The sequence below is a fragment of the Prauserella muralis genome (assembly GCF_003202285.1).
Classification (GTDB): domain Bacteria; phylum Actinomycetota; class Actinomycetes; order Mycobacteriales; family Pseudonocardiaceae; genus Prauserella_B; species Prauserella_B muralis.
Map to the genome: position 1 here is coordinate 339,273 of NZ_MASW01000001.1, position 14,737 is coordinate 354,009.

Here is a 14,737-nt window from a genome sequence, read left to right on the forward strand (position 1 = left end):
CGCGCGGTGCGCGGGGGCGTCGGGTTCGTCCGGTATCGCGAGGACGACTACTCGTTCTCGGCCTCGCCGGTCTCCTCACCACTGGAGGCACCGATGCTCACCGGCGGAGCGTCCGGCACGTCCATCGGCTTGGACTCGCCGCGGAAGACGAACGTGGCCTTGTCGTCACGCTCGTCGCCGATCTCCCAGCCGTCCACGTCGACGATCACGATCTGGCCCGGCTGCAGGTCGCCGAACAGGATCTTCTCGGACAGCTGGTCCTCGATCTCCCGCTGGATGGTCCGGCGCAGCGGACGGGCGCCGAGCACCGGGTCGAAACCGCGCTTGGCGAGCAGCGCCTTCGCCCTTTCGGTGAGCTCGAGCTCCATGTCCTTGCCCTTGAGCGCCTCTTCGACCCGGGTCGCCATGAGGTCCACCATCTCGATGATCTGGTCCTGCGTGAGCTGGTGGAAGACGATGATGTCGTCGATGCGGTTCAGGAACTCGGGCCGGAAGTGCTTCTTCATCTCCTCGTTGACCTTCTGCTTCATCTTCTCGTAGCGCGACCCTTCGTCGTTGCCGGAAGAGAAGCCGAGGCTCACGGACTTGGAGATGTCCTGCGTGCCCAGGTTGGAGGTGAAGATCAGCACCGTGTTCTTGAAGTCGACCGTGCGGCCCTGGCCGTCGGTGAGCCGACCGTCCTCCAGCACCTGGAGGAGGGTGTTGTAGATCTCCTGGTGGGCCTTCTCGATCTCGTCGAACAGGACCACGGAGAACGGCTTGCGGCGCACCTTCTCGGTGAGCTGGCCGCCCTCCTCGTAGCCGACGTAGCCCGGAGGGGCACCGAACAGCCGCGAGGCGGTGTAGCGGTCGTGGAACTCGCCCATGTCGATCTGGATCAGGGCGTCGTCCTCACCGAACAGGAAGTTGGCCAGCGCCTTGGACAGCTCGGTCTTACCGACGCCGGACGGGCCGGCGAAGATGAACGAGCCGGACGGCCGCTTCGGGTCCTTCAGGCCGGCGCGGGTACGCCGGATCGCCTGCGAGACCGCCTTGACGGCGTCCTCCTGGCCGATGATCCGCTTGTGCAGCTCGGTCTCCATGCGGAGCAGACGCGTGGTCTCCTCCTCGGTGAGCTTGAACACCGGGATGCCGGTCCAGTTGGCGAGGACCTCGGCGATCTGCTCGTCGTCGACCTCGGCGACGACGTCCAGGTCACCGTCCTTCCACTGCTTCTCGCGCTCGGACTTCTGGCCGAGGAGGGTCTTCTCCTCGTCGCGCAGGCGGGCGGCCCGCTCGAAGTCCTGCGCGTCGATGGCCGACTCCTTCTCCCTGCGCACGTCGGCGATCTTCTCGTCGAACTCGCGCAGGTCCGGCGGGGCCGTCATGCGGCGGATGCGCATCCGGGCGCCTGCCTCGTCGATCAGGTCGATCGCCTTGTCCGGCAGGAACCGGTCGTTGATGTAGCGGTCGGCCAGCGTCGCGGCGGCGACCAGCGCCGAGTCGGTGATCGAGACACGGTGGTGTGCCTCGTACCGGTCGCGCAGGCCCTTGAGGATCTCGATCGTGTGCTCGAGCGAGGGCTCGCCGACCTGGATCGGCTGGAAGCGGCGCTCCAGCGCGGCGTCCTTCTCGATGTACTTGCGGTACTCCTCGAGCGTCGTGGCGCCGATGGTCTGCAGCTCGCCACGGGCCAGCATCGGCTTGAGGATGCTCGCCGCGTCGATCGCGCCCTCGGCGGCACCCGCGCCGACGAGCGTGTGCAGCTCGTCGATGAACAGGATGATGTCGCCGCGGGTCTTGATCTCCTTGAGCACCTTCTTCAGGCGCTCTTCGAAGTCACCACGGTAGCGGGAACCGGCGACCAGCGACCCGAGGTCCAGCGTGTAGAGCTGCTTGTCCTTCAGCGTCTCGGGCACCTCGCCCTTGACGATGTTCTGGGCAAGGCCCTCGACGACGGCCGTCTTGCCGACGCCCGGCTCGCCGATCAGCACCGGGTTGTTCTTGGTCCGGCGCGACAGCACCTGCATGACGCGCTCGATCTCCTTGGCGCGACCGATGACCGGGTCGAGCTTGCCCTCCCGCGCGGACGCGGTGAGGTTCCGGCCGAACTGGTCGAGCACCAGGGAGGACGACGGGGTGCCCTCACCACGGCCCGCGCCCGCCTCGGCAGGCTCCTTGCCCTGGTAGCCGGACAGCAGCTGCAGTACCTGCTGGCGGACCCGGTTGAGGTCGGCGCCGAGCTTGACGAGCACCTGCGCAGCGACGCCCTCGCCCTCACGGATGAGGCCGAGCAGGATGTGCTCCGTGCCGATGTAGTTGTGGCCGAGCTGCAGCGCCTCGCGCAGCGACAGCTCCAGCACCTTCTTGGCACGCGGCGTGAAGGGAATGTGCCCGCTCGGGGCCTGCTGCCCCTGGCCGATGATCTCCTCGACCTGCTGGCGGACGCCCTCCAGCGCGATACCCAACGACTCCAGCGCCTTGGCGGCGACACCCTCACCCTCGTGGATCAGACCCAGGAGGATGTGCTCGGTGCCGATGTAGTTGTGGTTGAGCATCCGGGCCTCTTCCTGGGCCAGGACAACCACCCGCCTCGCGCGGTCGGTGAACCTCTCGAACATTCCCACTCCCTCGACTGCTGCGCCGGCGGCCCGACCTCGTCGCGACTTCCGGAGAAGGTCGACGAGTCCGGCACCGTAAGACCACTGTAGTAGCCAAGCGCACGTGTCGGCGTACCGCCAGGGCGGATTGGACACCACTCGCATCGGCCGGCGAGCGGTTGCGCGCCGCACACACAGTCGACTTGTTGCTGGCTGTTGACGTCTGGAACAACGCACACGGCCCGCACCCGATTCCGGTTCGGGCCGCTGTCCGCTCACCGCGAACAGGCTGAGCCGACCAGGCGTCGCCCGATCGGGCGCCCGGGCTGGCGCCCCCTGCCACGAACGGTAAGGTAAGGCATCCCTAATTACCTGGACGGAGCAGTGGAGGCGAGCGCGTGACCGTTGACCGGTCTCTCCGTGATGCTCGACACACTCGCGTCGATCTGGACACGCTCGGCGGGTCGATCGCCAGGGTCGCGGGCCTGCAGCGGCGGGTGGAGCTGACCACGGGGCTCGCGGGCGGAGGCTGGCAACGCTGCTCCGACCTGCTCGCTCAGCCGCGCAGGCTGGGCGAGTGGCGGGCGCGGCTCGCGCGCTGGCTGCGCCAGGAGTACGGCGACGCCGACGCCAGGACCACCGCCAGCTACGTCATGTCCTGGTACCTGCGGGTGCCCGCCCACGTCGGCGCGCTGCTGCTGCACCACGAGCGGAGGGTGCCCTCGCTGCGGCCCGAGGAGCTGGCCGTGCGCACGGCGGGCAGGGGCAGGCCCGAACCGGACGGCATCGCGGTGCTCGGGGGTTCGTTCTACTGCCTGCCGTTCGACCCCGGCGCGACCAGGCCGGAGGCGACCGTGGTGGCCGACGAGCGCGCGCTGGCCGCGGTGCTGAGGGCACGGTTCACCGCGCACGCGGCGCGGTTCGTGCGCGCGTACGCCCCGATCAGCCCGCTGGGCACCCGGATGCTCTGGGCGGGCGCCACCGACGCGCTCGACGCCTGCCTGTGGTGGGCCGGGCTCGACGGTGGCGACGAGGGCGCCGGCGTCGCCGACGCCGCGCTCGTGCTCCAGTCCCGGTTTCCGCCGTTGACCTCGGCCTCGACGTTGCGCATGGAGACCGGCGAGGACGACAGGCGGGTGTGGGCGCGGCGCAGGGAGAGCTGCTGCTTCACCTACCTGCTGCCCGGGCGCACCGAATGCGACGCCTGCCCCCGCCGCAGCCCGAAGCCGTGACCCGACCCGCGAGTCCTGCGCTCAGACCCGCGAGTCCTGCGCTCAGGCCCGCGAGTTCTGCGCTCTGACCCGCGAGTTCTGCGTTGAGGACCTCCAGGAGGGGTCCCGGCCCGACATGGCCAGCGCCTTCTCCAGCGCGGGTGCGTCCGCGGCGATCGGGACCTCGGGGCCGAAGACGTTCCTCGCGCGCCCCGACTCGCCCAGCTCGCGCATGACCCGCTCGGCGGCCACGGCGACGGATCGCTCGCAGCGCAGCGGCCGCCCGGTGGCCGTCGCCAGGTCCCAGCCGTGCACGACGAACTCGCACAGCACCATCCGGCCGATCATCGACGCGGGCAGTTCGCTCCAGCCCATCGTGGTGGTGCCCTGCCACGCTTCCGGCTGTCGCAATGCGGAGGCCAGCTCGCCGGCGCAGGTGACGAGCCGATCGGACCAGTCGCCGGTGACCAGCCGGGATGCCTCCTCGCGCGGCTCCGGCGGCGGGGGCGGCGCCTTGCGTGCGGCGGCCAGCAGCCTCGGGGCCCAGTAGAGGAGGTGGTTGAGCAGACCGCGCACGTCGTACTCGGCACACGGGGTGGGCAGGGACAGCTGGTCGGCGCGCAGGCCGCGCACGACGCCGCGGAACTCCGCGGCCGCCGTGGCGATCGGTTCGGCAAGGCCGGACATGCCCCCAGCACACCGCACGCTGCCGCACGCGCCTTGAACAAAGGCGCCAGGCTGCGGCCTCGAACGCAGAACTCGCGGGCCTGGGCGCAGGACTCGCGGGCCTGAACGCAGGACTCGCGGGACGTGGTTAGGGTCGTCGCGTGGTGCGCATCCCCCAGGGGCTGCTTGGCGGGCCACCGGACGGCCGGGTTCGAGCTGACGCGGCACGAGCCCGCGGCGCTGGCGGCCGAGCTCGGCTACAGCGACCAGGCGCACTTCACGCGGGACTTCGCGGCCGCCGTCGGCGCCCCTCCGGCCGCCTATGCCCGCGGCCGGGTCTGAGCCGGACCCCGCACACGCGAAACGGCCTCCCGGAACCAGGTTGCCGGGAGGCCGTTCTCACGGGCGGACATCCGCCTCAGTTCTTCTTGTGGTAGGCCTCGACGACCTCGGAAGGAATCCGGCCACGGTCGGAAACCTCGTAACCGTTCTTGCGCGCCCACGCGCGAATGGCCTGGTTCTGTTCCCTGTCCACCGAGGCAGGACGCGAAGCCTGCTTCGCGTTGCCCCTGCCGGAAGGACGCTTCCGGCCACCCGCCCGCCGCGCGTGCTCGACATACTGGGCGAGAGCGTCACGCAATTCCTCCGCATTTTCCGCGGAGAGGTCGATCTCGTAGCTCACGCCGTCGAGGCCGAACTCGACGGTCTCTTCCGCCTCCGACCCGTCCAGGTCGTCGATCAGAGAGACAAGGACCTTCTGCGCCATCAGTTTCCTCCTGTTTAAGCCGTAACCAGGACAGCGTGCATGCCCACGCCCTGTCGAAAGTCTTGACTAGGCACATTGATACCGGTTGGCACCAGCAAAGGCAAATCCGTAAAGCACTATTCAGGACGGACCAGCGGAAACAGGATCGTTTCCCGGATACCGAGACCGGTCAGCGCCATCAGCAACCGGTCCACGCCCATTCCGGCACCACCGGTGGGCGGCATTCCGTACTCCAGCGCCCGCAGGAAATCCTCGTCGAGCTGCATCGCCTCGCTGTCGCCCTTGGCGCCGAGGCGGGCCTGCTCGGTGAGCCTTTGCCGCTCCACCACCGGGTCGACCAGCTCCGAGTACCCCGTCGCCAGCTCGAATCCACGGACGTAGAGGTCCCATTTCTCGGCGACGCCCTCCTGGCTGCGGTGCTGCCGGGTGAGCGGCGACGTTTCCACGGGGAAGTCCCTGACGAATGTCGGCGCGTGCAGATGGTCGCCGACCAGATGCTCCCACAGTTCTTCGACGAGCTTGCCGTGCCCCAGCGCCGGATCCACCTCGAGCCCGCGCGCGTCGGCGAAAGACCGGAGTTTCTCCACCGATGTTTCCGGCGTGACCTCCTCGCCGAGCGCATCCGAGAGCGAACCGTACATTGTGATTGCCGCCCACTCGCCGGACAGGTCGTACTCGGTTCCGTCATTGAGCGTGACAACCTGGGAACCGAATGCTGCCTCCGCCGCTTCCTGCACCACCTCGCGCGTCAGCACGCCAATTGTGTCGTAGGTCGCATACGCCTCGTAGTATTCGAGCATCGCGAACTCGGGAGAATGCGAGGAGTCACTGCCTTCGTTGCGGAAGTTGCGGTTGATCTCGAAGACCTTCTCGATCCCCCCGACCACACAACGCTTGAGGTAGAGCTCCGGCGCGATCCGCAGGTACACATCCATGTCGAAGGCGTTGGAATGCGTCACGAACGGCCGGGCCGACGCACCACCGTGCAACGTCTGCAGCATCGGCGTCTCGACCTCGGTGTAGCCGCGCCGGTGGAACGACTCCCGCAGCGCGCGGACCACGGTGGCCCGCGTGCGCACCACGTCGCGTGCCTTCGGCCGCAGGATCAGGTCGACGTAGCGCTGGCGAATCCGCGTCTCCTCGGCCAGCTCCTTGTGCGCGACGGGCAGCGGGCGCAGAGCCTTCGCCGTGAGCTGCCACTCGTCGGCCAGCACGGACAGTTCGCCACGCCGTGAGGTGATCACCTCGCCGCGCACGAACACGTGGTCGCCGAGGTCGACGTCGGACTTCCACGCCGACAGCGCCTCCTCGCCGACCTTCGCGAGACTCAGCATGGCCTGCAGCTCCGTGCCGTCGCCCTCGCGCAGCGTGGCGAAGCACAGCTTGCCGGTGTTGCGCAGGAACATCACGCGACCGGTGACACCGACCGTCTCGCCCGTCTGCGTGTCGGCGGGCAGGCCGGAGTGCGCGGCGCGGACCTCGGCCAGCGTGTGGGTGCGCGGAACCTCCACCGGATAGGGTTCGTGGCCCTCGGCGAGGATCCGGTCACGCTTCTCCCGGCGCACCCGCATCTGCTCCGGCAGGTCGTCCTCTGTCTTCGGGTGCTCGGGAACATCGCTCATGGGGCTTTAGGGTACGAACACCCCCGCGACCGGCGTGAACCGGTTGGCGGTTGCGCTCAGGCCCGGGAAGCGTGGCGGGATCCGGGAGCGTTGATGTTGCGCTCGTACACCAGCCGCAGGCCCAGCAGGGTCAGCTCCGGCACGTGTTCGGTGATCGTCTCCGCCTCGCCGACCATCAACGGCGCCAGGCCGCCGGTGGCGATCACCTCCACCGGGCCGCCACCCCCCGCGGACAGCTCGTGGGCTATCCGGCGCACCAGCCCGTCGACCTGGCCTGCGAAGCCGAAGAGGATGCCGGACTGCAGGCATTCCACGGTGTTCTTGCCGATCACCGACCTCGGCCGCACCAGCTCGACCTTGCGCAGCGCGGCCGCGCGCGCCGCCAGCGCGTCCACGGAGATCTCGATGCCGGGCGCGAACGCCCCGCCGAGGAACTCGCCCTTCGCCGAGATGGCGTCCACGTTCGTGGAGGTGCCGAAATCCACCACCACGCACGCCGTGTTGTGCAGGTGGTGCGCGGCGAGCGTGTTCACCAGCCGGTCGGCGCCCACCTCCTTGGGGTTGTCGACCAGCAGCGGAACCCCGGTGCGCACCCCGGGCTCCACCACCACCTTCGGCACCCTCGGGTAGTACCTGCCGAGCATCACCCGCAGCTCACGCAGCACCGCGGGCACCGTCGACAGCGCGCTGATGCCGGTAACGGCGTCGGCGAACTCGCCGAGCAGGCCGCGCATCGTCAACGCCAGCTCGTCGGCCGTGATGCGCGCGTCGGTGCGCATCCGCCAGTCACGAACCAGCTCGGCCTGCTCGCCCCTCCCCGAGAACAGCCCGAGAACGATGTTCGTGTTGCCGACGTCGACGGTGAGCAGCAACTAGCTCTCCGCGTGGAGCAACGCGTCGAGCCTCGCGGCGTCGACCGTCTCGGCGACCGGGAACGTCTGGCCACCGTCGTTCTGCCCGCCGATCGGCAGCGCGCCGCTGACCAGCCCCGAGCCCTCCGGCGCCTCGGCCGGGTCACTGCCCGCCTGGACGATGCGGTTGTCGGCGTCGACGAAGACGATCCTCGGCTCGAACGACGCGGCCTCCGCGGAGTCCATCTGCCCGTAGGCGATGAGGATCACCAGGTCACCGGGGTGCACCAGATGCGCCGCGGCGCCATTGATGCCGATGACCCCGCTGTCCCGCTCGCCCTTGATGACGTAGGTCTCCAGCCGGGCGCCGTTGGTGATGTCCACGATGGACACCTGCTCGCCCGGCAGGAGGTCGGCCGCCTCCATGAGCGTCTCGTCCACCGTCACCGAACCGACGTAGTGCAGGTCGGCCTGCGTGACAGTGGCTCTGTGGATCTTCGACTTCAGCATCGTGCGATACATGGCGGACTCTCCTCTATACCCCTGCGTCCTCTGTGGACCGCTCCAGCCCCCGCTCGGCCGCGAGACCGAGCAGGACACCGGTGTTGTCGATGAGCCGGGTTGCCCCGACCCTCGCGGCGACCAGCAGGCGCGCTTCCCCATCGACGGGTGCGGCCCCCAGGTCGGTTCCCCTCAACTCCAGATAATCCACAGCCACCCCGGGATACTCGGCCAGGGTGGCCCGCGCGGCGTCGAGCACCGCCCGCTGCCCGTTCCGCCCGGCGCGCGCACCCGCCCCGAGTGCCGCCGACAGCGCCACGGCCTGCTCCCGCTGCTCGGGCGTGAGGTAGACGTTGCGCGAGGACAGCGCCAGACCGTCCGGCTCCCGCACGGTCGGCACACCGAGCACGCGGGTGTCGACGTTCAGGTCGCGCACCATCCGCTTGATCAGCACGAGCTGCTGGTAGTCCTTCTCCCCGAAGAGCGCGTAGTGCGGCCGGACGACGTTGAACAGCTTCGCCACCACCGTGAGCACGCCGGTGAAGTGACCGGGCCTCGACGCGCCCTCCAGCTCGTCGCCGAGCGGCCCGGGATGCACGGTGACGGCGGCGCCGTCCTCGTAGAGCTGCGAGGCCTCCGGCGTGAACGCGATCTCCACGCCCAGTTCCCTGAGCACGTCGAGGTCACGCTCGAGTGGGCGCGGATAGGCCTCGAAGTCCTCACCCTCCCCGAACTGCAACGGATTGACGAAGATGGAGGCCGCCACGATCGTGTTCGGCAGCCGCTTCGCGCGGCGCAGCAGCTCCCGGTGACCCGCGTGCAGGGCGCCCATCGTCGGCACCAGCGCGACGTTGCGCCCCACGGCGCGCAGCGCCGAGGTCACCTTCGTGACGTCGGCGGGCGCCCGGTAGACATTGAGCGTGCCTCGGGTGAACTGGGGGGCGGTCATGGATTCTCACGTCCGTTGTCGAGGAGTTCGGTGATCTCGGCCGCCGCGCCGGCGCCGAGCAGGCCCGCGCCGGTGGCGCGCGCGACCGTGCGCCGGGCAAGCGTGGCATAGGTCGGTGCCACGTCCGGCGCCTGCTCCGCCAGCACCCGCAGGTGCGTCGCGACGGTGCCGGTGTCGCCCCGCGCGACCGGCCCGGTCAGCGCGCGGTCGCCGTGCCGCAGCACGTTGTCCAGCGCGGCGGACAGCAGCGGGGCGAGCAGACGTTCGGCATTGGCGACCCCACCCTCCCGCAGCAGTTCGGCACAGTCGGCGACCAGTGTCACGAGGTGGTTGGCCCCGTGGGCCAGCGCGGCGTGGTAGCGCGGCCTCGCCGCCTCCGGGATCCGCACCGGTTCCGCGCCCATCTCAACGGTCAGCGCCTCCCCGACATTCCAGCCGGCCTCGTCGCCCTCCGCGGCGGTGACGCCGACACTGCACGAGGCCATCCGCTCCAGGTCCTCGCTTCTGCCCGCGAAGGTCATCACGGGATGCAGCGCCAGCGGCAGCGCGCCGAGTTCGGTGGCCGGAGCCAGCACGCTCACCCCGTGCGCGCCGGAGGTGTGCACGACGATCTGGCCCGCGCGGAAGGCACCCGCCTTGGCGAGGCCCGCGGTCATGGGGGCGAGCGTGTCGTCGGGCAGGGCGAGCAGCACCAGGTCGGCCCGCCGCGCGACCTCGTCGGGCGGCAGCAGGGGCACGCCGGGCAACATGCGCTCGGCCCTGCGGACGGAGGCTTCGGAGACTCCCGACGCCGCGACGACGGTGTGCCCGGCCCTGGCGAGGGCGGCGCCGAGAACGCTGCCGACCCTGCCCGCGGAGACCACGCCGACCGCAAGCCGGGCGGGGCGCGTCATCGCGCGTTCCGGGGGACGCTCATGCCACAACTCCCATGCCTCGTTCCAGTCCCGCTCTTCGGTCGCGGGTACCAGACGACGGCGCGAGGGTAGCTCCCGCAACGCCGGGCCGCCGCAGGTAGGTGATGAGCTTCACCCGAGCAGGGTCACCCCTGCCCGCGGCCGCTGGCGAGCCGCACGGCCTCGGCCCTGCTGGCCCTGACGACGTCGAGCAGTTCCTCGTAGTGGGCGCGGACCTCGCCGCTTCTGGCCGCCTTGCGGCGCAGGAACGCGACCTCGCTCACACTCGCCTGGTACTCGCCGACCGCTCTGGCCGCGCGCCGCCCGGACTCCCTGCGCGCCTGCCTGCGCCACCGCCTGCGCGCGGAGAGGTCGGCGAGCAGGTCGACCTCGGAGCGGGCGATGAGCCCCGCCGCGGCGAGCCCGGGAAGGGCGGCGGCGATGACGCGCTGCTCGCGGCGGCGCTGCCACAGCACGAGCAGGACCACCGCGACGAACATCGGCACCATGATCAGGAAGTAGACGTTGAGGAAGGTCGACGCGCCGCCGAGCGTGGCCGCGGCGTTCCACAGGGCGTGCAGGCACACGGCCCCGAGGTAGGCGGCAAGCGGGACGGCGATCTTGAGGCTCCGCTCGCGCAGCCGGGCGGCGTAGCCCAACCCGATGCCGGTGATGGCCGTGAACAGCGGGTGCGCGAACGGTGACAGCACGCCACGCAGGATGAACGCCGCCACCACCCCGGAGCTCATGTCGTCGCCGAAGCCCTGCTCGGCGAACGCGCGGCCGAAGTAGTAGATGTTCTCGGTGAAGGCGAACCCGGCCGCGGAGAACCCGGCGTACACGATGCCGTCCACGATGCCGTCGAGCTCGTGCCTGCGCCGCCAGAAGATGAGCACCAGCGGCACGGCCTTGACGGCCTCCTCGGCCAGCGGCGCCGAGACGATCGCGCTGACCTTGCCGCCGTTGCCCGAGCCGAGCAGCAGGTCCCCGACGGCCGCCGCGGTGTCGTTGATGAGCAGCGCCATAAGCGTCGCCACACACGCGCCCCAGAGGAACGTCAGCAGCAGCAGCTTGGCGGGCTCGGGCTCCCAGCGGTCGATCCAGAGGAACGTGGCGACCACCAGCGCCACCGGCACCACGGCGGCGATGACCCCGATCACCACGGCGAGCACGCCGACCCGCACGGTGGCCAGTCCGAACACCAGCAGGCCGCACAGGGCGACGCCGGTGAGACCGACAACCGGCAACAGCACGGTGATTCGGCGCGGCGTGTGCCTGCGCGGCGGGCGCGCGGGCTCGCTGGTCTTGGCTCCCGTCGTCACGCGGGCACCCTAACCAGCCCGCCGTCAGTCGTCGGCGCGGCGCCTCCGGCGCGGCACCGAGCCGCCCGCCCCGTGGGCGGCGAGCAGCTCGCTCACCGAGCGGCCCTCGGCGTGGGAACCCCTCGGTTCGGCGGGCTCGTCAGCGGGCTCGGGCGCCCTCCGCCTGCCACCGCTGCCGTTGCTCTCGCCTGTCGAGTGCCGGGAGCCGTTGCCGCTGGCGCCGGAACCGGCGGCGAGGCTTTCCCACGGCGGCGGCTCGCCCTCGGGCCGGTGCCGCCGCCCTCCGCCGCCGGAGGCGGACGCCGGGGCGGAGTGGGCGGCGTCGTCGTCGGATTCGGGCTTGCGCCTGCGACCACCCGGCCTGCCCTGCAGGTCACGAATGGCGGGCGGGAGCGTCGGGTTGGGCTGCGGAGCGGCCTCAGGCTCGGGGTTCGGCTCGGCCGGCTGCTCGGGCTTGCGGTGGGAGCCCGCGCTCCCGGCGCTGTCGAACCGGGGCTCGGGACGCTGCACCGGGTCGGGACGCTGGGCAGGTTCCGGGCGCTCGGGCGTCTCGGCGCGCGGCGCCCGCTCTCCGACGGACGGCGGGGCGGGACGGCCGGGCTGGGCGGGGCGTACGGGCCGCTCGGCCCGGCGGGTCTCGGCCCGGGTCGGCTCGGGCCGGGCCGAAGGCTCCGGCCGCTGGTCGCCGGGCCGCTCCCAGCCGGGCGCCCGGTCCGGGTCGACGCTGTGCGTGTAGGTGGTCGGTGGTTCCGGGGCGCCCTGCTGGCGCGAGGGCGGCGCCACGCTGGAGGCGGGCCTGCCGCGAGCCACGTGCTCCATGGCCGGCCTGGTCGGCTCGCTCGGCGCGGGCTGCCGTGCCGGTCTCGACGGGGGCGCGGGCGTGTGCCCGGCCCGCTCGGCGGGCTGGGCCGGCCTGGGTTGCACGGGCTTCGCCGGTGGCGGGGCAGGCTGCTCCGCCGGGGCCTGCTGGGGGCGCGAGCGCTCGGCCCGCGCCCGGCTCGCCGCCTCGGCGACGCTGGCCGCGACCCGGCCGGAGCCCTCGGCGGGCCGCACCCGCCGGGTCGGCGGATCCGGCTGGCGCTCCACCGGCCGCACCGACGGCCTGCTGTCCTCGTGCGGCCGCGACGGGCGCGGCACGAACTGGCCAGGCGCGGGCTCCTGCGGCGCGGGCGGCTTCCGGCGGGCCCTGGCGGCCGCCGCGTCGTCGAGGTCACGGATCTTGCCGATCAGCTCCGTCGGCCGGTCGGTCCCCTCGGCGGCCTTCTTGGCTGTGGTGATCTGTGCCGGGGCTTTGCCGTTCGGCTCCGCAGCGGTCACAAGCCTCGGCTCCTCACCGATCGAACGCATGCGGGTCGACTGCGCGGTGAGGGCCACCCGCTCCCAGAGCACCTCACCGCCGAAAAGCGCCTGCAGGCTTTCCCGCAGCGCCGTGACCTCCGCGCGGAGGGCTTCCAGCTCCTCGCGCGCCTCCTCCTCGACCTGTTGCCGGGTGTCGGCCTCGACTTCCAGCTCGAACTCGCGGCGAGCGGCGATCTCGCGCTCCAGCTCCAGTTCGTAGATCTCCTGCGCCTGCGCAGCGGACTCTTCCGTTGCGGCAGCCTGCTTGCGGTAGCGGGCGGCGACGAAGGCTCCGATGAGGGCGGCCCAGAGGGCGGCGACGATGCCGAGCTTCAGCCAGCGCAGGTCGTTGGTCAGCACCAGCGCCAGCGTCGAGCCCACGGCGAGGACGACGCCCATGATGAGCCACGGCCTACCCACGGATTGGCCGCGCGAGTCGTCACCCACGCCAGTCATGCCCACACCGTACCTTCTGGTAATCCATCTGAGACCTCGTCGGTACTTCGAGCGGTGGGCACGAAGCGTTAACCGGTCACTCTCCGATCGTCGTCCCGATCACGTGGCTCCGGTGCGCGGCAGCAGTGCTCCAGCCAGAGGGCGGCGGCGATCAGCACGGCCGCGCAACAGGCGCCCACGATGGCGGCGGGCAGGTCCGCGGAGGCCGCGGTGAGCTCCTCCGCCCTCGGCGCCAGGTAGACCACCCCGGCCAGCCAGGCGCCGAGCATGAGCGCGCCCAGCAGTGACGAGGCCTTGGCCAGCGCGACGGCGCGCGCGATGCCGACACCCGTCACCACCCGGCCCGAACGGATGCGGTCGCGGATCACGTAGGCGAGCACGACCTCGACCGCCGCGAGCACGAGCAGCGTCACCCCGGCCAGCGCAGGCAGCCTGGGCACCGACTCGTAGGCCACCTCGAACATCAGGTACACGAGTCCGAGGCCGATGATCCCGGCGACGAGCAGCTCCCGAGGCCGTGTGAAGTGCATGCCTCCACCGTAGGCGAGTCACCGCACCGGCTTCGGCCTCGTGGTTGACTCTCCACCGACTGGAGACTTCAGCATGGATCCGTGCGGGGGAGGTTCAGCGTGTTCACGATCGGTGAGCTGGCGCGGCGGACGGGGCTGTCCGTCAAGACGATCCGGTTCTACTCCGACGAGGGCCTGCTCCCGCCCACCGATCGCACGCACGCCGGGTACCGGCTCTACGACGCGGCCGCGCTCGCCAGGCTCGAACTGGTGCGGACACTGCGGGAGCTGGGCATCGGGCTCGCGGACGTGGAGGGCGTGCTGGCGAGTGCGCAGAGCGTCTCCGCGCTGGCCGCCAAGCACGTGGAGGTGCTCGACGAGCAGATCCGCGTGCTGCGGCTGCGCCGTGCGGTGCTGCGCGCGGTGGCGAAACGGAAATCCGAGCTGGACGAGGTGAAGTTGATGAACAGGCTGGCGTCGATGCCCGACGAGGAGCGCAAGCGGCTCGTCGACGAGTTCTGGCACGAGGTGAGCGAGGGGCTGGACGTCAACTCCGAGTTCTACGCGCGCATGCGCTCGGCCAAGCCGGAGCTGCCCGACGACCCCTCGCCGGAGCAGCTGGAGGCGTGGCTCGAGTTCGCCGAACTCGTGCAGGACTCCGACTTCCGGCGGCTGATCCGTGGCATGGGTGAGGAGCAGGCACGCCGGCGGGACGCGGGCGAGGACACCGACGCCCGCAACAGGGCGCAGCAGGAGCACTGGTGCGGCTGGATCGAGCGGGCCGAGGACGCGCTCGGCGCGGGGCTGGAGCCTGCTTCCCCGCAGGGCAGGCAGCTGGCCGACGATGTCGTCCACGTTTCGTTGGGCGAGGGCGACACCGACGGTCCGGAGTTCCGGACGCGGCTGGCGGAGCTGATCGGTTCGGGCGCCGACCCGCGTGCCGAGCGCTACTGGCAGCTGCTCGCCGTGATCAACGGCTGGCCGCCGATCCCGAGCCGCAACGCCGCCGCCCAGTGGATCGTCGCGGCGATCCGCGCCTCGGCGGCCTGACCCCGCCGAGTGTGCCGGCCGCCG

At 71.2% G+C, this 14,737-nt stretch carries 13 protein-coding genes and 1 pseudogene; 3 read left to right on the forward strand and 11 right to left on the reverse strand.

Going from position 1 to position 14,737, the window contains the following annotated elements:
- Positions 1-47: 47 nt before the first annotated feature.
- Positions 48-2,600, reverse strand: a complete 2,553-nt coding sequence (locus BAY60_RS02480; RefSeq protein WP_112279189.1) for an ATP-dependent Clp protease ATP-binding subunit — start codon at positions 2,598-2,600, stop codon at positions 48-50.
- 377 nt (positions 2,601-2,977) lie between these two features.
- Between BAY60_RS02480 and BAY60_RS02485 the strand changes: the two genes are divergently transcribed.
- A complete protein-coding gene (locus BAY60_RS02485; RefSeq protein ID WP_425466436.1) occupies positions 2,978-3,811 on the forward strand; it encodes a (2Fe-2S)-binding protein in 834 nt (277 codons plus the stop codon).
- 42 nt (positions 3,812-3,853) lie between these two features.
- On the opposite strand, the gene BAY60_RS02490 is transcribed toward BAY60_RS02485, so the two are convergent.
- Entirely contained in the window at positions 3,854-4,477 is a 624-nt protein-coding gene (locus BAY60_RS02490; RefSeq protein ID WP_112279190.1) for a TIGR03086 family metal-binding protein, read from the reverse strand.
- Positions 4,478-4,690: 213 nt separating this feature from the next.
- Here BAY60_RS02490 and BAY60_RS36975 point away from each other — a divergent pair.
- Positions 4,691-4,798, forward strand: a pseudogene (locus BAY60_RS36975) (AraC family transcriptional regulator); the annotation flags it as partial.
- A gap of 76 nt (positions 4,799-4,874) precedes the next feature.
- Here the strand turns inward: BAY60_RS36975 and BAY60_RS02495 are convergent.
- The 9 genes from BAY60_RS02495 to BAY60_RS02535 form a co-directional block, all read right to left on the reverse strand.
- The gene (locus BAY60_RS02495; protein ID WP_112279191.1) at positions 4,875-5,222 is read right to left on the reverse strand and encodes a histone-like nucleoid-structuring protein Lsr2; all 348 of its coding nucleotides are present in this window, start codon (positions 5,220-5,222) and stop codon (positions 4,875-4,877) included.
- Positions 5,223-5,338: 116 nt separating this feature from the next.
- Positions 5,339-6,844: a lysine--tRNA ligase gene (gene lysS / locus BAY60_RS02500; protein WP_112279192.1), complete on the reverse strand. Its 1,506-nt coding sequence runs from the start codon at positions 6,842-6,844 to the stop codon at positions 5,339-5,341.
- 56 nt (positions 6,845-6,900) lie between these two features.
- Positions 6,901-7,716 carry a type III pantothenate kinase gene (locus BAY60_RS02505; protein WP_112279193.1) on the reverse strand — a complete coding sequence of 272 codons (816 nt, stop codon included), beginning with the start codon at positions 7,714-7,716 and terminating at the stop codon, positions 6,901-6,903.
- A complete protein-coding gene (panD, locus tag BAY60_RS02510; protein ID WP_112279194.1) occupies positions 7,717-8,217 on the reverse strand; it encodes an aspartate 1-decarboxylase in 501 nt (166 codons plus the stop codon).
- 13 nt (positions 8,218-8,230) lie between these two features.
- Positions 8,231-9,145 (reverse strand): pantoate--beta-alanine ligase, encoded by a 915-nt coding sequence (gene panC, locus BAY60_RS02515; RefSeq protein ID WP_112279195.1) that lies wholly within the window; start codon positions 9,143-9,145, stop codon positions 8,231-8,233.
- Complete coding sequence (locus tag BAY60_RS02520; RefSeq protein WP_425466437.1) at positions 9,142-10,068, reverse strand: Rossmann-like and DUF2520 domain-containing protein; 927 nt, start codon at positions 10,066-10,068, stop codon at positions 9,142-9,144. The genes panC and BAY60_RS02520 overlap by 4 nt, the downstream gene beginning before the upstream one ends.
- Before the next feature lie 116 nt (positions 10,069-10,184).
- Positions 10,185-11,291 carry a PrsW family intramembrane metalloprotease gene (locus BAY60_RS02525; RefSeq protein ID WP_112280663.1) on the reverse strand — a complete coding sequence of 369 codons (1,107 nt, stop codon included), beginning with the start codon at positions 11,289-11,291 and terminating at the stop codon, positions 10,185-10,187.
- Between the two features lie 93 nt (positions 11,292-11,384).
- Positions 11,385-13,154: a DUF6779 domain-containing protein gene (locus BAY60_RS02530; RefSeq protein WP_112279197.1), complete on the reverse strand. Its 1,770-nt coding sequence runs from the start codon at positions 13,152-13,154 to the stop codon at positions 11,385-11,387.
- A 68-nt stretch (positions 13,155-13,222) separates the two neighbouring features.
- The gene (locus BAY60_RS02535) at positions 13,223-13,684 is read right to left on the reverse strand and encodes a DUF3180 domain-containing protein (protein WP_112279198.1); all 462 of its coding nucleotides are present in this window, start codon (positions 13,682-13,684) and stop codon (positions 13,223-13,225) included.
- Between the two features lie 81 nt (positions 13,685-13,765).
- Between BAY60_RS02535 and BAY60_RS02540 the strand changes: the two genes are divergently transcribed.
- A complete protein-coding gene (locus tag BAY60_RS02540) occupies positions 13,766-14,713 on the forward strand; it encodes a MerR family transcriptional regulator (RefSeq protein ID WP_245992279.1) in 948 nt (315 codons plus the stop codon).
- Positions 14,714-14,737 lie beyond the last annotated feature (24 nt).